17 protein-coding genes and 2 pseudogenes are annotated in these 22,032 nt (G+C 56.8%); 1 reads left to right on the top strand and 18 read right to left on the bottom strand.

What is annotated here, in order from left to right; translation table 11 throughout:
• Window positions 1-98 precede the first annotated feature (98 nt).
• Entirely contained in the window at window positions 99-1,577 is a 1,479-nt protein-coding gene (tnpC, locus tag B9Z03_RS11760) for an IS66 family transposase (protein WP_139832461.1), read from the top strand.
• Between the two features lie 12 nt (window positions 1,578-1,589).
• Here tnpC and B9Z03_RS11755 read toward each other — a convergent pair.
• From B9Z03_RS11755 to B9Z03_RS11670, 18 genes and pseudogenes are all read right to left on the bottom strand, one after another.
• Window positions 1,590-1,784, bottom strand: a pseudogene (locus B9Z03_RS11755) (sugar phosphate nucleotidyltransferase); the annotation flags it as partial.
• Window positions 1,781-2,643 (bottom strand): annotated as a pseudogene (rfbD, locus tag B9Z03_RS11750) (dTDP-4-dehydrorhamnose reductase). The pseudogenes B9Z03_RS11755 and rfbD, both read right to left, overlap by 4 nt.
• A 20-nt stretch (window positions 2,644-2,663) precedes the next feature.
• A complete protein-coding gene (locus B9Z03_RS11745) occupies window positions 2,664-3,500 on the bottom strand; it encodes an FkbM family methyltransferase (RefSeq protein WP_085464373.1) in 837 nt (278 codons plus the stop codon).
• Window positions 3,501-3,554: 54 nt separating this feature from the next.
• Window positions 3,555-4,610 (bottom strand): dTDP-glucose 4,6-dehydratase, encoded by a 1,056-nt coding sequence (rfbB, locus tag B9Z03_RS11740; RefSeq protein WP_085464372.1) that lies wholly within the window; start codon window positions 4,608-4,610, stop codon window positions 3,555-3,557.
• A complete protein-coding gene (gene rfbC / locus B9Z03_RS11735; RefSeq protein ID WP_085464371.1) occupies window positions 4,607-5,173 on the bottom strand; it encodes a dTDP-4-dehydrorhamnose 3,5-epimerase in 567 nt (188 codons plus the stop codon). Before rfbC ends, rfbB begins: the two co-directional genes overlap by 4 nt.
• A 59-nt stretch (window positions 5,174-5,232) precedes the next feature.
• Window positions 5,233-6,312, bottom strand: a complete 1,080-nt coding sequence (locus tag B9Z03_RS11730) for a DUF1972 domain-containing protein (RefSeq protein WP_210191369.1) — start codon at window positions 6,310-6,312, stop codon at window positions 5,233-5,235.
• Entirely contained in the window at window positions 6,309-7,415 is a 1,107-nt protein-coding gene (locus tag B9Z03_RS11725) for a glycosyltransferase family 4 protein (RefSeq protein ID WP_210191368.1), read from the bottom strand. The genes B9Z03_RS11730 and B9Z03_RS11725 overlap by 4 nt, the downstream gene beginning before the upstream one ends.
• Window positions 7,412-8,794: a hypothetical protein gene (locus tag B9Z03_RS11720; RefSeq protein ID WP_176247497.1), complete on the bottom strand. Its 1,383-nt coding sequence runs from the start codon at window positions 8,792-8,794 to the stop codon at window positions 7,412-7,414. The genes B9Z03_RS11725 and B9Z03_RS11720 overlap by 4 nt, the downstream gene beginning before the upstream one ends.
• Window positions 8,794-9,786: a glycosyltransferase family 2 protein gene (locus B9Z03_RS11715; protein ID WP_176247496.1), complete on the bottom strand. Its 993-nt coding sequence runs from the start codon at window positions 9,784-9,786 to the stop codon at window positions 8,794-8,796. Before B9Z03_RS11715 ends, B9Z03_RS11720 begins: the two co-directional genes overlap by 1 nt.
• A gap of 488 nt (window positions 9,787-10,274) precedes the next feature.
• Window positions 10,275-11,549 (bottom strand): hypothetical protein, encoded by a 1,275-nt coding sequence (locus B9Z03_RS11710; RefSeq protein ID WP_085464366.1) that lies wholly within the window; start codon window positions 11,547-11,549, stop codon window positions 10,275-10,277.
• 94 nt (window positions 11,550-11,643) lie between these two features.
• Window positions 11,644-12,708, bottom strand: a complete 1,065-nt coding sequence (locus tag B9Z03_RS11705) for an acyltransferase family protein (protein WP_085464365.1) — start codon at window positions 12,706-12,708, stop codon at window positions 11,644-11,646.
• Between the two features lie 272 nt (window positions 12,709-12,980).
• Window positions 12,981-14,075 carry an acyltransferase family protein gene (locus tag B9Z03_RS11700; RefSeq protein WP_176247494.1) on the bottom strand — a complete coding sequence of 365 codons (1,095 nt, stop codon included), beginning with the start codon at window positions 14,073-14,075 and terminating at the stop codon, window positions 12,981-12,983.
• Between the two features lie 231 nt (window positions 14,076-14,306).
• Window positions 14,307-15,608, bottom strand: a complete 1,302-nt coding sequence (locus B9Z03_RS11695) for a glycosyltransferase family 4 protein (RefSeq protein ID WP_085464363.1) — start codon at window positions 15,606-15,608, stop codon at window positions 14,307-14,309.
• Window positions 15,605-16,693 (bottom strand): phosphotransferase family protein, encoded by a 1,089-nt coding sequence (locus B9Z03_RS11690; protein ID WP_176247493.1) that lies wholly within the window; start codon window positions 16,691-16,693, stop codon window positions 15,605-15,607. Before B9Z03_RS11690 ends, B9Z03_RS11695 begins: the two co-directional genes overlap by 4 nt.
• Window positions 16,694-16,802: 109 nt before the next feature.
• Complete coding sequence (locus tag B9Z03_RS11685) at window positions 16,803-18,098, bottom strand: glycosyltransferase family protein (protein WP_085464361.1); 1,296 nt, start codon at window positions 18,096-18,098, stop codon at window positions 16,803-16,805.
• Window positions 18,099-18,167: 69 nt separating this feature from the next.
• Window positions 18,168-18,800: an acyltransferase gene (locus tag B9Z03_RS11680; protein ID WP_085464360.1), complete on the bottom strand. Its 633-nt coding sequence runs from the start codon at window positions 18,798-18,800 to the stop codon at window positions 18,168-18,170.
• Between the two features lie 33 nt (window positions 18,801-18,833).
• A complete protein-coding gene (locus tag B9Z03_RS11675; protein ID WP_139832236.1) occupies window positions 18,834-20,468 on the bottom strand; it encodes a glycosyltransferase family protein in 1,635 nt (544 codons plus the stop codon).
• Complete coding sequence (locus B9Z03_RS11670) at window positions 20,468-22,021, bottom strand: oligosaccharide flippase family protein (RefSeq protein ID WP_139832235.1); 1,554 nt, start codon at window positions 22,019-22,021, stop codon at window positions 20,468-20,470. Before B9Z03_RS11670 ends, B9Z03_RS11675 begins: the two co-directional genes overlap by 1 nt.
• Window positions 22,022-22,032 lie beyond the last annotated feature (11 nt).

Below are 22,032 nucleotides of genomic sequence, written 5' to 3'. Positions count from 1 at the left end.
GCTAGAGACGCTGGCAAAGCATTGGAATGCATGATTGAATCGGCCTTGTGAGCAACCCGGCCGAGCCTCAGACCAACGATCCGATCGCGCTTCAAGCGATGCTCGCGGCGGAGCGCGCCGAGAACGAGCGGCTGCGCCAGATCATCAAGGAACTGCAGCGCCACCGCTTCGGCCGCAGGGCAGAGAGCCTGCCCGTCGAGCAGCTGCTGCTGGGCCTGGAAGAGGCCGAGCAGGTCGAGGCGGAGGGCTTCGCCGCGGAGGACACCGCCGATCCTGCCAAGCGCGAGGCTCGCGCCAGCAAGCGCCGCACCAACCGCGGTGCACTGCCCGCGCACCTGCCGCGTATCGAGCAGGTCATCGACATTCCCGACAAGATCTGCCCGTGCTGCAAGGGCATGCTGCACGTCATGGGCGAGGATCGCTCCGAGCGCCTCGACATCGTGCCGGCCCAGTTCCGTGTAATCGTCACGTGCCGGCCGAAATACGCCTGCCGGAGCTGCGAGGAGGTCGTTGTGCAAGCGGCGGCTCCATCGCGGCTCGTCGAAGGCGGCATCCCGACCGAGGCGACCGTCGCCCATGTTCTGGTCGGCAAGTACGCCGACCACCTTCCGCTGTATCGCCAGGCGCAGATCTATGCCCGCCAAGGCGTGAACCTGGATCGATCGACGCTCGCCGACTGGGTCGGCAAGGCAGCCTTCCTGCTCCGGCCGGTCCACGAGCGGCTGTTCGAGCGGCTGAAGGCGTCCGGCAAGCTCTTCGCCGACGAGACCACGGCGCCGGTGCTCGATCCCGGGCGCGGCCGAACCAAGACGGGCCAGCTGTTCGCTTACGCCCGCGACGATCGCCCCTGGGGCGGGATCGCTCCACCTGGCGTCGCCTATCTCTATGCGCCCGACCGCAAGGCCGAACAGCCACTGCGGCACCTTCAGGGCTTCGTCGGAATCCTGCAAGTCGACGGCTACGCCGGATACCGGGCGTTGGCCGAGCGCAATGCCGTGAGCCTGGCGTTCTGCTGGGCGCATGTCCGTCGACGCTTCTACGAACTGGCCCAGTCCGGACCTGCGCCGATCGCCACGGAGGCGCTCCAGCGCATCGCCGAACTCTACAAGATCGAGAGCGAGATACGGGGACGCTCGCCCGAAGAGCGGCGCACCGCCCGCCAGGAAAGAAGCCGCCCCGTCATCGATACCCTCCAGCCATGGCTGCGCGAGAAGCTCGCCCTGATCAGCCAGAAGAGCAAGCTCGCCGAAGCAATCCGCTACCCGCTCTCGCGCTGGGCCGGACTTGGTCGCTTCCTCGACGACGGCCGCGTCGAGATCGACTCCAACGTCGTCGAACGCTCGATCAGGCCAATCGCCCTCAATCGGAAGAATGCGCTCTTCGCCGGTTCCGACGGCGGTGGCGAGCACTGGGCGACCATCGCCTCGCTCGTAGAAACCGCGAAACTCAACAGTGTCGACCCGTACGCCTACCTCGCCGACGTCATCACCCTCATCGTTGCAGGCCATCCGCAAAGCCAGCTCGACGACCTGCTGCCCTGGGCCTATGCCCCCGCGCCACTCAAGGCCGTGGCCTGAGAACAGCGGTTACCCATCGCCAAGCGCGCGCTGGAATTGCTCTTGGTCATGCGGGGTGGTGATTATCAAGATATTGCGGATGCCCGCCAGCATTAGCACCGTCAGCGGGTAATAGACCATCGGATTGTCGTAGATCGACAAAAGCTGTTTCGAGATACCCATGGCGATCGGGTGAAGCCGCGTGCCCAACCCACCTGCCAAGATTATTCATTTTCGAGTGCACATATCTGCTGCTCCAACTCGTGAATGACGTCGGTCAGCGCTTTGCGCCAATCGGGGCGGGCTAACCCAAAGGCCTGTTCGGTCTGGCGACAATCCAGCCGCGAATTCAGCGGCCGCGCGGCTGGCGTGGGATAGTCAGCGGTGGCAATCTGCTGGACGATGGTGGCGCGCTTGGCCATGGCAAGGATCGCGCGGGCGGAATCGCACGAGTTGGTATCGGGCGCTCCGCTGAAGTGATATGTGCCCGATTTAGTGGGGCTTTGGCCCAGTTGATCGGCGATGTTGAGGCAGGCTGCGGCAACCGCGCGGACGGGGGTGGGGCACCGATCTGGTCGTCCACCACGCGTAAGCTGGCGCCGCTTTCCGACAAGCTCAGCATGGTCTTGACGAAATTGCCGCCATGGGCGCAAAACACCCAAGAGGTGCACATGATGGCATAGCGGCCACCCACCGCACGGATCGCCTCTTCGCCCGCCAGCTTGCTGCGGCCATATGCGTTTTGGGGGTCGACGCTGTCATCAGGCGTCCAAGACTGACTGCCAGTGCCGGCAAATACATAGTCGGTCGAGATATGCACGAAAGGGACATCCAGCGCCGCGCAGGCCCGAGCCATAGCCGCGGGGGCGTTGGCGTTGATCACTGTGGCCATCGCTTCGTCCTCCTCTGCGGCATCGACGCCGGTATAGGCAGCGGCATTGATCACGGCTCGGGGGCGGTGGGCGCGCACGACCGCAGCACAGGCGGCCGGATACAAGAGATCAACCTGATCGCGTCCCAGCGCCACTACATCGTTTAGTCGCTGCAGTTCTGTTGCGACCTGACCGCTTCGGCCAAAGACCAGCATGGAACCTGCCTTATGCTGAATCATCGATTTATCGCCATCTGCCGGGCACATTGAATGCTAAAAATATTCTCGCCACTTAGTATGAAGTCACGCCTCTCTTGAGAAATCGACTTTAGAAAATTTTGAGACGTTGCCTTATTGGGTAACAACCAATCATGCAACTCGACAATAATCACGAAGAAATCAGTGATCCACTCAGTATTTCTTGAAAAGAGATCCTCCTCGAAACCTTCTATGTCTATCTTTATAATAAATGGTGTGAATTCTTCTTTTGGATACCGCCTCAGCACGTCCTCGACGGAAAGAACGGGAATACTTCCGTACCCTATACTCACCTGAAATGCCCAGGAATTAGCGTCGGGGTTGGAAATCTCACAAATTCCGGCATCTGACCCAACCGCGCCCTGAATCATATCTGCATTTGGTGCATTAAGGTTAGCTAAAGCAATATTCTTAAAGCTAGGCTCGACGCAAGCAATTTTTGCTTCTGTGAACTGTTCGCTGAACCATCGCGCCGATATCCCAATATTTCCTCCACAGTCAAGAATAAATGGTAATTTTCCCGATTGAACTATTTCATCATATCTGCGAACGATTTCACCGTGCCTCCGCATTTCACTAGTGTCATAGCATCGCTCTACAAGTATCTGATCAACTACAATACTCTCTGTTCTTGAGCGAATATGAAGATTAAAAAACGTGAGATTCTTCATATCAAATAATACTACATATTTTAAAAAAGAAAACCAAGGTGTTATTCGTATATATCTTATCGGCTTTTTTCTCATGATTCTAAGAAAGATGTGCAGGTAACAGCGAAGGAAGCGTGCGACGCTTTCAATGTTTGCAATCAACATTCGTTATTCCTAACTCGAAAGACAGTTGTTGCGTTCACCCCATCTTGATTCGGTTCAAGCAGAGGTACTTTGGCCCAACCTCATCCCCACCCCCTGCCGCGAGAGCAGCGGACGCCACCAATCCTCGTTCTCAATATACCAGCGCACGGTATGCTCCATTCCCTCTTCCACGGTGACAGAGGGCGTCCAGCCAAGCTCAGACCTGATGCGGCTCGGGTCAATCGCATAGTGGGCGTCATGGCCGGGGCGATCGGTCACAAAGGTGATCAGCTCGGCATAGCGGCCGCTGTTGCGGGGCTGCAGCCGGTCGAGGATGCTGCAGATCGTTTGCACCAACTCTAGGTTGCTGCGTTCGTTCTCACCACCGATGTTGTCACTGCGCGCAATCTGGCCTTTCTGGGCCACCAGCAGCAGCGCATCGGCGTGATCCTCCACATAGAACCAGTCGCGGATGTTGCTACCATCGCCATAGATCGGCAGCGGCTTGCCGGCCAGTCCGTTCAGGATCACCACCGGGATCAGTTTCTCCGGAAAATGATAGGGCCCGCAATTGTTTGAACAGTTGCTCAGTACTACCGGCAAGCCATAAGTCTCGAACCAGGCGCGCACTAGGCGATCCGAGCTGGCCTTAGAGGCGGAATAGCGGCTGCGCGGATCGTATGGCGTGGCTTCCGTGAACTTCAGCGCGGGGTCGGCGGGCAATGAGCCGAGGACCTCGTCGGTCGAGATGTGGTGAAAGCGGAGACCCTCTGAAGTGCCTCGCGCGCCCCAGCATTTGCGCGCCGCTTCCGGCATATTGAAGGTGCCCATGATATTGGTCTCGATAAAATCGGCGGGTCCGTCAATCGAGCGGTTGACATGGGATTCGGCCGCCAGCTGCATCACGATATCGGGTTGATGGGCAGCAATGATGAGCTCCAGCGCCGCGCGGTCGCGGATATCCGCCTGCTCGAAGGCGTAAAGCCGGCTATCTGTCAGGCAAGCCACATTGGCGAGGCAAGCAGCATAGGTTAACGCGCCGACATTCCCCGCCTGATAGCCCCGAGTCACAGCCAGCCGCACTACTGCGGACCCGATAAAGCCCGCGCCGCCTGCCAAAAGGATCTTCACGCGTCGCCTTCCCAGATGAACGGTGAGTTGAAGTCCTTCAGAAACGCGGCCCTGGCATCCTTTTCGGACAGATACGCATCCTCCTTAAGCCCCCAGTCGATGCTAAGGTCGGGATCGTCGAAACGCACCGCGCCATCACTTTCCGGCGCGAAGTAATCTGAACATTTGTAGATGATCTCTGTTGACGGTTCTCGCGTAATGAACCCGTGTAGAAACCCGGCGGGGATCAGCAACTGCTTACCATTTTCGAAACTCAGATCGACACCCACCCACTGACCGAAGGTGGGCGATCCTTTGCGGATATCCACCGCGACGTCAAACAGCCGACCCTTGCCGCAGCGGACCAACTTGGCCTGAGCATGCGGCGGCGACTGAAAATGCAGCCCGCGCACGGTGCCAACATGAACGGACATAGAATGATTGTCTTGTACAAAGTCATAACGAAGGCCAGCGGCTTCCATTCTTGCCTTGCTCCAGCTCTCGCTGAAAAATCCTCGGGGATCGCTATGACGAACTGGAGTCAGGATCTTCACCCCTACCAGATTTGTGTCCTCTATCTTCATGTCGTGATCATCTTTCTGTTTTGCGCTAGAGCATCGTCGAGCTGGTCTCCTACGTCAGCTCACACGCGATCCAACAGCTCGAAATAGGCTTTCCCAATTTTATCCCATGTGTAGCGACGTGCCGCTATATCCTGCATGGCTGCCCCGATCTCGGCGGCATCTTCAGGGGCAAGGCCCCGCGCCTGCGCCACAAGTTCTTCAGACGTTTCGAAATAGCGTGCCTTGCCCTCAGTGCTGTGCCGGTTGAAGGCGCAGCCATGCGCCAGCACAGGCACTCCGAAATGCATCATCTCGACCAGCGAAGGGTTGGTGCCCCCCGCGGAATGGCCATGCACATAGACTGAAGCCCTCGCGCGGAGCGAATGCAGTGCGCCGGGCTCGTAGACCGGGTCCAGCAGGTGCAGCTTTGCGCGGTTGGAGTAGCGCGCCCTAAGGTTGCGGCCATAGGCGCTGCTGTCCCAGTTTCCGACGAAGACCAGCGGTTCATCGATTCCAGCGAATGCCTCAAGTATCATGCGCACGTTATTTTCCGGCTCAATCCGGCAGAGGGCTAGAGCGTAGCGTTCAGGCAGGCCCGCGGGGGCCTCGCCCACGGCCCCATCGGCCACCGCTTGGTCGCCGCCATAGGCAATGACATAAGAATTGCTGCCATAGGCCGCGCGCACGTGGTCGGCGATGGCTTGGTTGTCGGCGATCACGGCGTGCGAGAATCTCACTGCCGCCCACTCCGACGCTCGCAAGAAAGCACGGACAGGGCCGTTCCACTTTTCGCGCTTCCATTCAATCCCGTCGATATTGGTAACAATCCGGGCTCGGCTGATCAGCCGGATCAGTGGCAGCATCATTGCGCCGGAGACCCCCAGCAGGACGATACGGTCATGCCGGGTCCGCACGGCATCCAGCAGGCTCAGTGCGTCATACAGGATACTCTGCATTCCGTTCGCCTCCAGACCGATATAACGCAGCGCCGCGCTTTTGAACCGGGTAGGGCGGTCCACCTTGCCTCTAGACGAACACCACACCGTAAGCGTGGCGTCGCGCCCGCTGTCCGCGTGGTAATGGACGAAGTTCTCGGCAAGGGTTTCGAAGCCGCCGTAGCGGCCCGGCACGCCAACCGTGCCCAGCAACGCAATCTTCATGATTTGCCCTGTGCCCCTTCGGTCCAGTCCAGGGCAGCGCGCAGGGCGGTCGCGTAGACGTCGAAAGTGAAATCGCGCGCGCGAACCCGTGCCGCCCGCGACATAGCCGCATAGGTTTCGGAATTATCAGCCAAGCCGGTGATGGCCGCACGCAGGGCTAGGCCGTCTCGTGAGTCGATACAATAGCCCTGGTCCCCGTTGGTCACAATCTCTGCCGGGCCGCCTACGGGTGGGGCGATGACCGGAATACCGAAGGTCATGGCCTCAACTATCGTCAAACCGAACGTCTCAATCCATTGATCCACCCTTGAGAGGTTTAGCACCAGGTCGGCACGGGCATAAAAGCTCGTGGGGTCGTCGGTTCTGGGATGAATCGTGACATTTACTGTGTCGGGGTGGCGCGCGGTGAAGGCTGACACCTCTTCTGTTCCTGCGTTCAGAACAAGGTCGAAGGAAATATCAGCGCGTTCCCTCAGCGCCGCCGCCAGTGCCATGAACTCCTCGACGCCTTTGTAGCCGCGCAGTGAGGCCAGCATCAGCACCCGGAAGTCCCCGCCGGCACGTCCGGGCGCATGATCACGAGCGCGCACCGCGATTTCCGGGCTGACCGGGTTAGGCAGGATCAGCGCCCGCGGTCCGTCGATGGGTAGGCGCGCACGGTGATCATTCGACACATAAAGCAGCAGGCTTGCGCAGCGCCCCGCACAACGCGTCAGAAAGCAGCGCAGTGGACCCGGTGTAATCGAGATCTCGTGTACGTGCACGATCACCCGCCGCCCGGTCCTCTTTCCCCAAAGCATAGCAGCGAAGGGCAGCAGTGTGTTCACGAAGATCGTGGCATCGCTGGGAATGTCGCGCGACAGGCTCAGCGCGCGGTAAAGCGCCAGCTGGCTGGCGAAATAGGTGAACAGCGTCACGATTCGGTAGCGGCTTCGGCGATACCAATAGCGTCGCGTCGACACCCCGGCCTGATCCAGAACGCCGCACCCTTGCGAGCCTACGAACAGCAGTCCGCTCTCACGAGCGCCCAGCGCCTCGAGCGTGGCGCGCAGCACTGTTGGGCTGCCCGAACGGTCGTTGAGTAGGTGGCAAAATACGATCACCGAAGCGCCCGGATTGCTTTCGCATGTCGATCGGCAATAATGCAATCGACGATCGCAGCTGCCGCTTCTTCGGGGGAGCCATTGTTTTCGATCGGGATCAACCAGCCGCGCCTGACGAGGTCTTCGTATTGCCCGTTCAGCTCGACGATCCGCTCGATTGTGAGTTCCTGCTTGCGGCGCCGGATCTCTTCAGGGTCGACTCGGATGAAAAAAGCGTAGTCCGGCAGCGGTAAGAGGCGCCCCAAGACCCGCATGAGCCGCTTTGGCAACGCAATCCGGCTTCGGGAAGGATCCGCGATCATGTCGAAGTAGTAGCGGTCGAACAGCATCACCTCGCGACGCTTCAGTACAGGAAGAATGTGCCGAAAATAGCCGCCGAGGTAGTCAAACCAATAATAGATCAGTCGCATTGCAGACCCGATCACACCAGAGGGCTTGGCGCGGTGGGGCTGTTCGTAGTTCTCGTCCACAGTATTTATCGCGCGCGCCTTCTTGGCTACTTTAGCGATACGAGGGAGCACTGTCGGGCGGAAGTGAGCATTTCTTACTTCGCCTGCACCGAAAATCGTTTCGAGCTGAGCGGCAACTTCGCGGATCACCGTCGTCTTGCCGGATCCGTCCGGCCCGCTTATCGAAACAAACAACCCGCGCAGCTTGAATTGATCTCGCAGGCGGTACGCCAGGAACCAAAGCGGACCGGAAAGGCTCTTGAGGCTTCTGACATTAAGGCGTGCACGCAGCATCCTTAGACGCTCGCGTGCGGATCGCGCCGGAAGGGTCGAAGACTGACCGGCGCGAACGACACTCAATGCCGCCTCAGCCTCCTCCCGGCCAAGGAAGGTTTCAATATAAGCCAAGAGTTCGTCGTGATGCCGGACTACTATGCTTGCGAACAACTCATCGTATCTAGCCGGCGTGGACCTGCCGACCACGAGGTGATAAAGCCATTTGTCGAGAAAAACGAAGGGCTCACGGACCACAGGGATGCCACGGTGAAGGCGGAGGTTGGAAAGCGCATCCTGAACGGAATAGAGTTCAACCCCGTAAACCCTGCGACCCGGAAAAAAGTCGACGCTCAGGGCAAAGGGGGCACCGTGGCCGGCCCTGCGAAATAACCAGATCGATGAAAACATATCGTCATCGAACACATCCGATAGCTTCAATTCGAGTTCTTTCCCAACGGCTACGGTCACCCTTCTGGCAGCGGATCGGTCGTCTGGATGCACAAGCAGGTCGATATCTCGCGATCCGACTCGATCCGGCAACTGTTCGTGGTTGCGCAGCACGGCATAGCGGATCTTGTTCTTATCGAGCCCCGAAAACAGTCGGCGCAGAGCGTTCCCTTCTAAGATTTCTGGGCTACCCGTTGATACATCCATCATAAATTCGCACTCTGCGTGGCTAGCTTCTGAAGGATCAACTTAGGAGACATCGTAGCTGTTAACGCAACATACCATGCGAATTTCAGATAATTACGCTTAGAATAGGCAAACCCCGCCTTCTTATAGAACCCTGCGGCGGTGTCGGCACGCCAGTCGGAAAATCGATCAAACGCCGTTCGCGAGGCGAGAAAATCGGCTAGGCATCGCTCTGGCTGTGCGGCCCGACGGCGGCGCAGGCAATCTTTGATCCAGCGCATCTTATCCTGCATGATTTTCACGTTCGCCGTCGACATCGAACCAGCGGGTTTGCGGTAGCGTGATAATGGCTCCTCCAAAGTAATAAAAAAGCGACCGTCGGCGCTCAGGTCCGACATCCGGCACCACAAATCAAGGTCCTCACAAAAGTCCTCAAATCGAATGCCGTCGTTGTTTGGCATTATGTTAACACGGTAGCCCCCAACCGCCAGCACATCTGCCTTTCTCACAAGGTTGGGGTAGGAGAGAAAGATAAGCTTCCGTCCGTCATAGAGCCGTCGGTAGTCATCTCGGCTGGTCGGGCCGATCTTCTGCACGCCGAGGTCGCGCTCGTCGTCGAAATATATGCGGTAGGCTGATACGCCCAAACAATCACCGTCCGCTAGCAGGACCGCCACAAGCCGTTCGATCATGTCGGGCATGGCAATATCATCCGCGTCGATGAAGGTCAGGAGTTCATGGCGGGCTTCAGCTACGCCGGTCTTTCGTCCATGAGCGAGGCCGCGGTTTTCGGAGTGGGTGATGACGCGCACCCGGGCATCGCGTGTTGTGTAGTCGCGACAAATCTGCGGCGTCAAATCGGTTGAGGCATCATCGATAACAAGAATCTCGAGGTTGCTATAGGTCTGGCCGATTAGGCTATCGAGAGTCTCGCGAATGTGCTTTTGTTCGTTGTAGGCACACACGATAATGGATATGGCGGGCCGGTTCACGGTTTCGTCGGTGATATTCATAGTTTGGTTTCTACCCCAATAAGTCTCCATCTCAGATATTTTCAAATGCCTTCGATTATTGCCATCAATAAAAATACAACAGCCAGTAGAAGGTATAGCAGACGGCTACTTTACGAATACTTACATTCGATGCGGCGGAATGCGCTCTTCTTACGACGCTCTTCCGGACGACCGGATAGCAATGATGAAGAAACGCTAGACATTTCCTTTTCAGCCTTCCCGCTTCGTTGCGGGTTCATGGACGCAAACCCTCTCAGCATCATCACAAAGCTCCAATAAGTCGATCCAAAAAGAACGGGCCGCGGTTCTAAAGATAGGCATGCCCATAATTGCACGTTCCATGCCTGTCGCACTCTGTCTTTCTTTTGGCCACCACGCCATTTTCCGGAATAACGGAGTGTAATTGCGGGCATACCCGGTGATTCTGCTGTGTGGGTTCAATTCGTTCACCGTTGTCAAAGATTGTGCCCCCAACGCAGAACTGGATTTCATCGCTTTCTTGTACCTCTTGAATCGGAAACGGGATCGATCTTCAGGCGAACCCAGTTTGGCCTCCTCTTGAGATCACGCCGCTCACCACCAAGCAGATATCTGTTTCGTTTGGAGATTGCTTCATTGACCAAAATAAGGACGATGAGTCCATACCAGAACAACTGAATATTCCACGGAACGCTTGTAAAGAAAACGAACCAGAAGACGATAATTGGAAAAGTAGTGCTATTCCAAGCGCTTATTAAAAGGACCCATAGAAAAAATGCGGACCCAACCAAGCCGTATGTCACGAGGAACCCAGGCAAGAACGAGACGCCGCCTTCGTAGTCGGCGATCCCCTTAACGCGGTCGACAAAGACACTCGCTGCGCCCTGGGCGCCATAGCCAAACCAGAATGTCCATGTCCAGGGGTCAGCAAGATCCAGGTAGATAAGAAAGGGTATCAACCTAGCGGCACCGCTGCCATCGGCCTCGGCAAGTCTTTCGATATCAAGGGTGTCTAAGTTGCTGATCAACCGGATTGCGCGTTGCAACGGTTCATAGTCGATGTACGTCAGCGACGGCCAAACCAGGAACGTGATGACCATCAGCGGGACCGACCACCGCGGTCTCAACGCGAAGATCAATGCTATCGGGATGGCAATCGCAGCTACCGCGCTGCCGCTTAGCAACATCGTGACAAAGAAGGCGATGAGGACCTTTCTGTTCATGGACCCGGATCTGAAGGAAAGGCGACCGCCGGACTCCCCGCGAACAACGATCAGGTAGGCCAGCATCGTAATGCCGATCGCACGACCAAGATGTGACGGCTCATAAGCGAGTGAGTTGTAGCTCCACAAGCCTTTGCTTGCTATTAGATTTGGCACCGACAGGCCAGTGAACGACGCAATCATCTGAAGGACGGATACGATGGCATAGGCTATCACGATCCTGCCGAGCAGGGTCGCCGCGAATCGTGCATCGAACCAAGACCTTTTCGCGATCGAGGCGACTGTAAACTGGCCCATCAGGTAGGCAAATGTCAGTGCTACCGAACCAAGCCCCGGGAGCCCGCTGTTTGCCAGCGCGACGAGACACATGTAGCCGATCACGACCAAGCTCCACAGCTGCACATGAGCCACTTGAACGTGAAAAACGAAAAGTGAAAACGCCCCGGCAAAGGCGGCCAGCAATACTAGATAGTTGCGGAATCCGGCGTCGAGGAACGGAGCCAGTACGATCGCGTAACTCACCACGACAAACACTAGGACGTTTTGGATCGTTATCTTCATGGCCTCGCAACGGCGCTTGTTTGCTCAGAGGGAATAAGTCGTGTGTGTGTGTGTGTGTATCCAACCTACTACACCAGCCCACTCGCTTCACCTTTCATCGGGGCATGAAACGCTTGCGCAGCAGCTGCGTGACCGGACGCTCGAAGATAACAAAGGTCAGGGCCGAGAGTGCGATACAGATTGCGGATGCAAGGACGAACAGCATCCAGCTCGGCATCTCGCCAGCAAAACGGTGGAGTGCGAGAACTGCGAGAACGCCAATCATAGGATGCGTTAAGTAAAGAGAGTATGATGTGTCGCCCAGAAAGGACACGAATCTCGGGATTTTATGACTTATCCTTCTCTCAAGGGCGACGAATCCCATAATGAGAGCGGCAATATGCAGTTGTGGCATCAACAGGATTTCATATACGCCCAGCGGAAAGAACATTGACATAAAACCGAAGATGATAAGGCCTATCGCGACCGCGACTGGGAGGGTTCGCCCTGCAACATACCATTGACCAATCAAAATGCCCCAGACGAAATAGAGTAGACGCCAGTCCAGTAGGAAGGCGGCTGCGGGCCAGCTGTCATTTTTTGCAAACGAAAGGAGTACAGCAATCAGAAGTATCGGTATCACCATGAGTGAAGGGCGAAGACGCAGGACCAGCGCAAGTGCGAAGAGAGCGTAGAACATCATTTCGAAGTTCAACGTCCAACCCACTCCGTAGAAGGCCTCGACCTGCCCCGCTGTGTTCCTGCTCGGCAGGAACAACAATGAGAGAATCACGTTCTTTACGTCGGGATTCGCGACGATCATTTCAGGAACGACGACCAGTCCCAGCAGCTTCGCGGCATTCACGGCCCAGTAGAGCGGAACGATGCGAATGAGTCGCGATACCGTGAACTTCCAAGCGGCCCCATCGCTGGCATAGGAATGATGTGTTGTCACGGTCATGATGAAACCCGAGATCACAAAAAATAACCCAACCCCTTGTGTCCCATCGTGCCAAATCTCAAAGCTTTTATCGGCTCTTTGATGAACGTAGAAGCTTATGTGCGTAAATAAAACAAGTGCAGCCGCAATAAATCTAAGCAATTGTATCGTTTCAAGCGTTCCGATAAATTTTTCTGTCTGCAGGTTATACTTAATGCTCTGCGGGTTCGTCGAGATCATATCTTCCACTTTCCTGCTCGTAACAACCCCGTCAGAAGCGTCCACCCCGGTTAACCAGACGCACTCTCTTCGTGAAGGTCAAACTTCATATTGCCCCAGTCCGGATTGATCTACGAATCGGCAGGCCGCCACTCAATTTGCCCCTTTCACAGGGGATTTTCTTCGACTCAGCCCACGCGAAAGCGTGGATCGTCGCAATTTTTCCGGACCTCTCCCATTCTCTTCAAGCGAAATGGTTCCAGCGTCTACCTGCACGGCATACGATTCCACCTTCATGGCACGACCGTCGCGGGGCGATGCAGTGGCAACCGGCGTTTTAGCCACGCATATACGGGCTGATCAAACATCACGAAGAACAGATGCCCAACTAAGATCGCCAGCCCGGTCAGCACCAGGAAGTCCATGCTGGCAGGCAACTGTGGAAGAAATCCTTCCAAGACAAGCCCGCCAATCCGCAGTGTGAAGACGTGTGTCAGATACAAGGCGTAGGAGGAATCGCCGATCGCCAGGAGCAACCGCCAGAGGGATCCTCGCCGAGGCGCGGCATCAACCGTGGTGCTGCGTAGCAACACCGCCACCACGATTCCCGCAGCGGGCAAGCCAAAAAATCCTAGCCGCCAGATCGTGTCGAGAAGCCCCGCGCGATAGACCACAATCGCAATCATCAGGATCAGGATCGAAACCACGAGGATGCCTAACCGGAAGCGTAGCGGCAAAAAGACCCCGTGAAAGAGCAACCAGCTGATCCCGACGCCCAGCAAGAACTCGAGAAGTAGGGTGCTGGTGATCAAGGCCGGAACCGGCGCCGCAGGGTCGAGCAATACGCCCAAAAACGCGAATCCCGAAAGAAGAGCTGCCATCGTCAGCAGCGCCGCACGTTTCGGAAAAGCCAGCAACGCGCCAAACACGAGGTAGAAGAACATTTCATAGTTGAGCGTCCATCCGGGGCCGACAACGGGGGCGACGACACCATTGGGCCCCGTCCAAGGAACGAACAGAAACGAGGCGACGATCCACGGCCAGTCCAACACCCTTGAGTTGAAAGCCGCGGGGATCAAGATCAGCCCGAGCACAGAGATCGCCGTGAGTAGCCAATACGACGGCACGATACGGATCACTCGACGCAAAAAGAATTGGCCAATCAGTTTAGGGTGCCCAAAATCTGTCCTATGAACATAGAACATGATGAAGCCACTGATCACGAAAAAGATATCGACCCCGAACTGCCCGAGCCAGGCGGCATTACGGAGGAACCAGATGACTCCGACGGGGTCCAGCATGGCAATCTCTCGCTCGGTGTGGAACACGAGAACCGCCAGCGCGGCCACTGCGCGCAGGATCTGAATTTCGTCGAGTTGTTGCTTCAAACGTTCTTCCTTCGGCGCGCCTTTAGCAGATTCGGCGAAGGTGATCCGTATATCAACACTGCTGTTCCTGACAGTTTGCCGGAGTCCGATCTATCAATTCGTCCTGGATCATGAGGACCTCGACGTTCCCGTATGTCTGCACCAGCAGGCGTATGTCTTGCTCCACCGACGACCATTGATACTCGCGATAGGATTGCTCTATCACTTGGTTTTGCAGGCTTCCGCCGAGAGTTATCGCGCGCGCACGACATCGACGGACACGATCTCCTTGTAGATTTTCGATAATGCGGCCGAGAGGGTTTCGTAGGAAAAGCGCTCGCGGGCGATGGTCTGTGCCGACTTGGCGAGCCGCTGTCGGCGGGCGTCGTCCTTGGCAAGCTCGGAGAGGGCCGAAACGATACCGTCCACCGGATCGCTGTCGGGGCTTAGCGTCACCGTGATGCCGGCCTCCTGCTTAATAGCCCGCCCGATCGCATCGCCTTCGATGCAGACTACCGGAAGGCCCGTTAACATCGCCTGCAGCACCACTGTCGCCATTCCGTGGTGGAAGGAGGGGTAGAGGAACACATCGCCCGAACGTAAGACTTCGATAAGTTGATCCATGGCGATCTCGCCGAGGAAACGGACCCTATGTCCCTGCGGGTGGCGGAGAGCCATCGACTCGAGATCCGCGCGCAATGGACCATCACCAACAACGATCAGATCCGAATGCGCGTCGTTCTCGAAGAACTTGAGAGCGGCGGCACAGGCAAACCATGCCCCTTTCCAGTCTTTCAGTTCACCCGCGAATACGATCTGCAAACGCTCGCCGCGCTCGAAATCGCTCTTGGGTCGCGCCAGGCTCGGGAGGTCGGCGATACCGGTTTGCTCGAACGGTCGCATCCGCTGCTTGTAACGACGCGGCATGGTCTCTGGCGTTTGGCTCAGGATCACACTTGCACGACTTGCGGTGAATCGCAGGAACGGGTCGAAACCGCGCAGAACCCACCGAATCGCCCGCCGGCTCCGGTCCTTGACACGCGACGCGAGCGGCAGGTCGGCAAAGATTAGCGGATGGGTATTTTCGCTGCCTACTGGCCCCCAGACGAATGGACCAGGCGCCAGCGAGATTCCGGCGGGCATCCAGTCCATGCCGCCAATCAGATGATGCAGGACGTCGAAGCGCTGCTCCCGCATCAGACGCCGTGCCCGCAAGCCTACACCGATCTGCCAGAAATAATAGTAAACGAGAAAGAACCGTTTGCCTCTCTTGTAGAAGCGGAATATCCACGGCAGATCGAAATAGATGAAGTGCAAGCTTTTCGGCCGTGGCTCCGTCTCAAAGGTCCTCGCGTGAACGGCGCGTAGATTGGCACGGGTTATGACCCAGACTTCGTGATCGCGGGCAAGGTGGGTCACGAAGCGCCAGCCGATCTCACCCTCGCTGCCCCTGCCGGTCTCGCAAGAATAGGCGGACACCAGAATTCCCATCGGTTGCTTAGCTCTGGTGCTTTGTTGGCGATTCATTGCGGTGGAACTCGTCGACCGGATCATTGCCGTACCTCCGCAAGTGTCGCGGCGTCGACAAGGCGAGCATAGCGATCGGCATCGCTCCACCGATCAGACGGAGCACCGACACGCAGCTGGCGTTCCTGATAGAATGCCGCGTGGACCAACAATGACAGAAGATAATGTCGCTCAGCGCGCGCCATGTCCCCCGCGAAATGCACCCCTACCAGTTGCGCGAGGACCGCTTCGTTCTCTTCCCGAGGCTCAACCTGAGCTGGGTGAGCAAGCAGAAAGCGAACCAAGTCGAAACCAACCGGATAGCCCTCACAGGCGTATTCCCAGTCGAAGACATAGAGCCCCTCCGCATCGATGAAGCAGTTCCAAGGGGTAAAGTCACCATGCGCGAAGCACGTCTCGATGCCGTCCCGCCAGGCTCTCGCCAGGGCGCTGCCGCGCAGGAAACGACGCGACCATGTCGCATCGGCCTGGGCGGAGGCACGATCCAGAAGGGCCGCCACGATCTCCGTGCTCCCAGATCGCCCCGTCCCCACGGCAAGTTCTCTCAGGAAGTCAACATGTGCGGCACCTAAGCTGCAATCGACCCTCGTAGCCCGTCCTCTTCGGCTGTCCGTGACAATCCACGTCGCCCCGCCCAGCACTCCCTGTCCGAGCTTACGCGGTATGCCCGCACTCTTCAGCCTCATCTGGGCCACGCGGTCGAGAGTGGACGCCTCGGCGACAAGATAGTGGGCGACCTCGTCGCTTCGGGTGAGTTTGCCGTAGCCCAAAATATCCCCCGCGTGCGTCATGAACTGAATCGCGGTCTTGCGATGAGGGCCTTCTGTGCCGGTGAAATATGCGACTGCCGCCACGGGTTTGCAGAAAATGACGTTTAGTCGCGGCAGGCCAGAAAGGCGGATACGCTGCCGCGCCCAGAACGAATCTACACGCAGCCCAATCGACAAGAGTGCCGCTTGCTTCGCCAGCGTCGCGACGCTGGTGACAGGCTGAAACATCTCGAGCCCCGCCCGTGTCGCGCCCCGCGGTGAAAGCGGCGCGAGCCAGTAACGATCGTTTGAGCGGGCTCGGAACACGCCATACATCATCCCATTAGGAGCGGGCTCCGCCATGTCGACTCCAAGACAGGCGATGTCGTCAAGAAACGCTCCAAAGCTTGCTGAGCCGGCAAGGGGCATTCTTACGCCAGGCACCACTGAAGAGCTCCGGTTCTCCCCCGAACTAGAAATACTCGACATCAATCTTTTCACCGCGATACTGGAGAAGCCGTGCATGATTGTTCGTGTGGAAATATCGGACCAGAAGTTTGCTCAATTGTGAGAACCGCGGATAGCCGACCATGCGCAAGGCTAGCCGTGAGACTGAATCAAGAAGCGAGGCTGCGCGATCGATTTTTCGTTCCAGCTCTTTCCCCCGGATCTTCTCTGTGCCCCCCGCGCTTTTCCTTGCCAGCAGACCACTACGCTGCAATATCAGGTAAAACAAACCTTGGGTCGAAAAGGGCTCGGGCAAGCTCTCGCCTCGCTCCTGCAGTCTCTGGAAAATCCGTCGATGACCTTGCAAGATCGGTCGACCGTCCGAAAAAGTCGAGAATTCATAAGGAATTGACGAATAATCGAGAAATCGACCCTGCCTTAGATAACTCGCGAGAACCTCAGATATTTCAGCAAATTTCGGCACTTGCGCCACTGCTTCGGCGGTGCTCGGGTCGACCAATCCCTGTGCAAGCATCCGGTAATTGAAGGCTGAGAAATGAACGAAGCTAAGTGGCTTTGGTTCTGCCTCATGCCCACGCAACGACACGACCCAACCTTCGCCCCGGCGATCAAGGGTGCGTTCGCCGAAGTTCCATGGCGCCAAGTTCATGCCGGGATGCCCAGACACCATCAGTCGCCCGTCGCGCAGCAGAACCGGCAGGTGGTCCAGCCATTTCTGGTCGGTGAAAAAGCCACGTATCGGATCGCTCAGCGACCGGTTCTCAAGGCGCGCGTCCCACCAAGCTAACACCCGGTCGCTCGCTAGGCTCCTGCGTGCGGCGAGAAAGCCGATGTTGAACACACCTCCGCGGGCGGGCATGTCACTGTCGTAAGCCAGCCGATGCGGTGTGACGACGACATCGTGATCCTCTAGGCCGGTGAACACGGTATGCAGATCATCAAACACGATGATGTCTGGATCGAAGTAGATGACCTTATCATATCCGGCCTCGAACAGCGCCTGGAAACATCGCGCCTTGATCGACGTGCAGAGTTCGACGAGGTCATACTTGAATGCGCGCTCAGCCCATCGCGCCGTGTCGTAACCACAGATCTCGGTGGCGGGCACCAGCCTTCCAAATGGGCTAGACACGTCGGTGATGTTGTGATCGACAATGACGATCACGTAGTCGGCTGCAACGCCTCGCGCATGTAATGACGCCCCGAGAGCATTCGCAAGACCGATGTAACTCTTAGTGCAGATAGTAAAGATGCACCGGTCTGTGTCAGGTTGAAAGATCGATTGGGAAGAAGAACTCATTGCGGTGTTTTCATTCTTTCAACGGCTTCAATATAGCGGGCTGAATCGAGGCTGGGCTAAGGCCTTCGCTCATTCCATTCTCTTCACCAATCTGGCCGGCACGCCGGCAACGACGCAGGCGACCGGAACGTCGTGAGTCACGACCGAATTGGCGGCGACGATAGCGCCTCGACCAATTGTCACGCCTGCAAGAATGGTCGCCTTGTCGCCAATCCACACGTTGTCTTCGATTACCACCGGCCCCTTACTCACTAGGGGGCGCTGAGGGGGAGGCACCTCGACCGCGGCAAGCGTGGTATCACCGTGATTGTTGTCCGAGACAGTGATGTGTTTACCGAACAGGACATTGTTGCCGATCTGGATGCTGTTGGCTGCGGTGATATGCGCCCCTTCCCCGATTGAGGTGTCGTCGCCGATTTTCAGGCAAACTCGGCCACTATTCATCCCGACATCCCAGACGGTTAGAGAACATCTCGGACCGACACTCGCACCACGACCAATCTCGATGAATTCCGGCCCCCTAAGGATGAGGTCGCTGGAAAGAAACACGTCTTTGTCCATGCGTTTGAATTTTCCGCGATTGCGGGCAGTAAAAGCTAGACCCATAACCTTATATCGCCAGAAGATCCCCTTATGTGACAAGACTGGAAAAAAAAGCACGAGCGCGACCTGCGCTACAAAATGGATCAGTCTCCTGCCCATTTCAATTTGCCTCGCAAGTTTTGCCGCTAGCGGTCACGCTTTGTTCGCTCGCTTTAACAGTGAGAAAGACGCGACCTGAATGGCCGCTTTAGCAGTCAACAGGGGAAACTTAAGTGCCGAATGAAGCGTCGAGTTCCGCAAGAGCCGTTTTGCAAGCTCGTCCTGAAAATGGTTTTCGATCTCCAAGTAAAGGCTTGTAAAGGCATTATAGTCTATCTGCATCAGATTCGACGCAGTTCGTGGGCGATCTTCGGTGCGCGACAGGATTTCAACCATGCGCCTTTCAAAAGTGGCCCGATTGTGCATAGCTGCCTTGGCCGCCGAGGCGGCAGATGTCCGCTTGTTTACGTCCGTGATCAGCTCGGCAGCCGCCTGCCGGAACTTGCCGACATCGGTGAAAGTGATCTGGGGAACGCCATCCGTACCGACGATGTCTTCAAGATTGTTGGTGACCAAATCGGGGCTGGTGAACGACAGGATCGGAACGTCGTTTGCGGCCGCGAGCTGCGCCATCAGCGCACCACAAAACGGATAGGTTGAGAGGTAAATGTCGGTCGCCCTGAATACCGCGTTGATATCTTTGCGGTTTCCGATCAACTTAACCCGCCCGGTCTCGAGATGGCGGCGCAAGCACTGTTCCAGCAATGTCGTCCGTCCATTGCCGGCAATCCACACCACTACGTTCTCATAATCGTCAAGTAGGCTCGAAATCAGGTCAAAGAAATACCCTTCACGCCCATACATCTTGTAGAATGCACCGCCGGTGAAGATGACAACGTCGTCGTCTCCCCGTTCGGGAACCGAACCGATATGGCTGTCCTCGACGATCGGGTAATAGGGGTTCAGGATAGTCCGGGCTGCGGGAATACCGCGCTTATTCTGGCTAATCATCAGACCGTAGTCGCGAAACTCCACCGAATAGTCAGTGCAGCCGGTGCCGAGCCAAAAGGCGTGGTCTGTCAGATTAATCTGGTATTTTGGCACCCCTGGAAAGGCGTGGAACGCGGTAATCGCGCCCACCGCCCAAGGGTTCATGTGCATCATGATCCGGCTCGGACCGAAGCCGGATATTGACTTATGGATTCGCCGTGCCTTTTCTATCTCGTCAGTCACTCCGTTAAGGTAAAGTGATTGCGTCTCTGGGGCGCTAGACAGTTCATCGCGCAGGCCTACCGACCCCGCGTCGTTGCGGCTCTCACAGATGAAAAGAATCTTGGCTCCGACCGCGTTCAGAGCACGCACATATTGAAGGCTTAGACCACGAACATCCATTCCCCAGCTGTCGAAGAAGACAATCCGTTCGCCGCTAGATGGCGGACAGTTCTCGGTTGGAAGCAACGAGGCGCTGACGCGTTCGAGGGCACCCTCAAGGCGCGCGTCTTGAAAGCGCCAATTGATCAGGTAGGCGATCTTCGCTGCCTCAGCGATCATGGCTAGGGTCTCTGACATCCTACCTTTGTCGACCAGCGCCAACGCACGTGAGACTAGATTTTCGTAGAAGTCCGTCACTTCGCTCAGATTGATCCGCGGAAACGGTAAGCCTTCCGTAGGCATCGGCGGCGGCGGGGGGGGCAGCTGAGACAATATTACGGAACTATTCTCGAAATTTAAGTCATGAATCGGTTGCGACTTGTTGCCCGCACCATTTTTCGGAGTGACCTTTGTCATCACAGTGGCCTGGGTCTGATGACGATCGGTTCATTTCCATCAGTGGCCGAGCTTGACGCCGGCAGATGCCAACCGATCATCGCGTATATACGTCTGATACGTGCTGGCACTGGGGTGTTCGCACGCGCCATCCTCGCAAAAGCAACCCGAATTCCGAACGCGCTGCCAGCCAGCGAGAAAACCACGCCAAAGCCGAGACCGTAGACGCCGAAATTGCGCGACAGAAACATCACGATCGCGGCAGCAACGAACACTGTTGCGCCGATCAGCACAGCATCCTGCGAAACCAACAGCTGCAGCTTGGCTCTCAGGTATAGAACGTGGAGAGCAAGAAAAATGGCATAGGCCACGAGATAAGCGACCCCGACAATCGTCAACCCAAGGCTCTCGAACCCTCCGACGATGATGCCGATGAACAATCCGTTCCAGAAAACCTCAGCTAGGAAGAACACTATGGAGTGGCCACGCGCCACTAGAACATAACTGAGCGGCAAGCTGAAAAGCTTGAGCGCGTTGCCGAGCGCTTGCCACTGAAGGAGTTCAGCTGTCGGCGCGAAAGAAGCGGAATAAAGCAACCTGATCAACCAGGGTGCCGAGACAATTGTCACCAAGATAATCGGGCCGCCGATGGACAGGTTGACCAGAATCTGGGTATTGATCAGTTCCGAGGTCTTCCTGTGATCGGCATCGGTTTCGCTCAGTCGTGGGAAGTAGTCGGTATTCATCGCCTGCAAGATAAAATTGACATACAAAAGAGAAATCGACCAAGACGCGGAAAAATACCCGGCAACATCCAGCCCCGCGCTCTCGACAAGCGCAGCTCGAACCGTCAGTAGCGAAAACGCAGCAACCAAAGCACCCAGCATGAACGGTATTCCCAAATGGACCATTTGGGACCAGCGCCTTATACGCGCTCGCAGATCCAATTTCGGGCGTCCGGTGTTTCCGAGTCTTCGGACGTAGGCATGAGCGACCACGATCACGATCACCGATTGGGTCAGCATGAACCAGACGATCCCGCGGTCTCCGATCCACCAGATGACAGTGACACCAACAACAGTGCTGATCAGCGCGCTAATTGTCATGATCTTTCCAAGATCCTTGACCCGGCGCAGTCCCTGTAGAAGTGTTACTTGCGAGGATCCGATCATCGTCAGCAGGATCGTGATCCCGAGGACTCCGATTTCGAAGTCGAAAGACGGATCGTTGAATATCCATATCGCGATCTGAGAACGCAGTAACCAAACCGCAAGCATGGCAATGCTTCCCTGAAGAAACAGGCCCACGAACAGTGCTGACTGAACTACTGAGAATACATGCTCATCCGATCGCGCACCAGCCAGTTCGCGGACACTGCTCGTGGTCAGGCCAAGCCCAGCGAGTGTTGTCGCTGTCGATTGGAAACTCTGGAAGAGGCCTAGAACCCCGATGCCTGCGGGACCAACGAGCAGCGCTATCAGCTTCATTCGCACTAGCGAAATGATGCTGTTGACGGAATGGGCTGCCCACATCACGGCCAGCGACAGATACATCTCTTTCGTCAGTATGCTCACGGCAAACTCTG

It is taken from the genome of Mesorhizobium australicum, from assembly GCF_900177325.1.
Taxonomy (GTDB): Bacteria; Pseudomonadota; Alphaproteobacteria; order Rhizobiales; family Rhizobiaceae; genus Mesorhizobium_A; species Mesorhizobium_A australicum_A.
This window is presented reverse-complemented; position numbering and strand designations above follow the sequence as displayed.

Excerpts from the sequence above, each read along its gene's own strand:
- tnpC (WP_139832461.1), top strand. The coding sequence starts at position 99 with ATGCTCGCGGCGGAGCGCGCCGAGAACGAGCGGCTGCGCCAGATCATC.
- B9Z03_RS11745 (WP_085464373.1), bottom strand. The coding sequence starts at position 3,500 with ATGTTGATTGCAAACATTGAAAGCGTCGCACGCTTCCTTCGCTGTTAC.
- rfbC (WP_085464371.1), bottom strand. The coding sequence starts at position 5,173 with ATGAAGATAGAGGACACAAATCTGGTAGGGGTGAAGATCCTGACTCCA.
- B9Z03_RS11730 (WP_210191369.1), bottom strand. The coding sequence starts at position 6,312 with ATGAAGATTGCGTTGCTGGGCACGGTTGGCGTGCCGGGCCGCTACGGC.
- B9Z03_RS11720 (WP_176247497.1), bottom strand. The coding sequence starts at position 8,794 with ATGGATGTATCAACGGGTAGCCCAGAAATCTTAGAAGGGAACGCTCTG.
- B9Z03_RS11715 (WP_176247496.1), bottom strand. The coding sequence starts at position 9,786 with ATGAATATCACCGACGAAACCGTGAACCGGCCCGCCATATCCATTATC.
- B9Z03_RS11710 (WP_085464366.1), bottom strand. The coding sequence starts at position 11,549 with ATGAAGATAACGATCCAAAACGTCCTAGTGTTTGTCGTGGTGAGTTAC.
- B9Z03_RS11705 (WP_085464365.1), bottom strand. The coding sequence starts at position 12,708 with ATGATCTCGACGAACCCGCAGAGCATTAAGTATAACCTGCAGACAGAA.
- B9Z03_RS11695 (WP_085464363.1), bottom strand. The coding sequence starts at position 15,608 with ATGATCCGGTCGACGAGTTCCACCGCAATGAATCGCCAACAAAGCACC.
- B9Z03_RS11690 (WP_176247493.1), bottom strand. The coding sequence starts at position 16,693 with ATGGCGGAGCCCGCTCCTAATGGGATGATGTATGGCGTGTTCCGAGCC.
- B9Z03_RS11685 (WP_085464361.1), bottom strand. The coding sequence starts at position 18,098 with ATGAGTTCTTCTTCCCAATCGATCTTTCAACCTGACACAGACCGGTGC.
- B9Z03_RS11680 (WP_085464360.1), bottom strand. The coding sequence starts at position 18,800 with ATGGGCAGGAGACTGATCCATTTTGTAGCGCAGGTCGCGCTCGTGCTT.
- B9Z03_RS11675 (WP_139832236.1), bottom strand. The coding sequence starts at position 20,468 with ATGACAAAGGTCACTCCGAAAAATGGTGCGGGCAACAAGTCGCAACCG.